The sequence below is a fragment of the Flagellimonas olearia genome, assembly GCF_009184425.1.
GTDB classification, from domain to species: Bacteria; Bacteroidota; Bacteroidia; order Flavobacteriales; family Flavobacteriaceae; genus Flagellimonas; species Flagellimonas olearia.
Genome location: NZ_WELG01000104.1, coordinates 1 through 360, shown reverse-complemented (window position 1 = coordinate 360; position 360 = coordinate 1). Strand labels below are relative to the sequence as shown.

At 28.3% G+C, this 360-nt stretch carries 1 pseudogene; it reads left to right on the top strand.

The annotated features are described in order from the left end of the window. A pseudogene (locus F8C76_RS19960) lies at positions 1-360 on the top strand (Fic family protein); the annotation flags it as partial.

The following is a 360-nucleotide window of genomic DNA, read 5'->3' as shown; positions in this document are numbered from 1 at the left end:
CTAAACTCATAGAAAAACTAAATCATGAAAAAAAGAATGCTATTAAAAATGGCATTTACCACTTAATCCAAATTAAATTTTCTTATAACTCTAATCGCATTGAAGGAAGCAGTTTGACCTACGAACAAACCGCTCATATTTTTGATAAATCCGCTCTTATAACTGAAAAAAACGAAAATATTAGACTTGATGATATTTTTGAAACCATCAATCATTTTGAATGCGTGAATTACTTGCTTGAAAGCTATAAAGAACCTTTGAGTTTAGAATACTTTAAGACTTTACACAAAATCTTGAAAAATAATTGCTCTGATGAAGTTATTGGTGGTTTTAAAAAACACCCTAATTTTGTAGGTGATA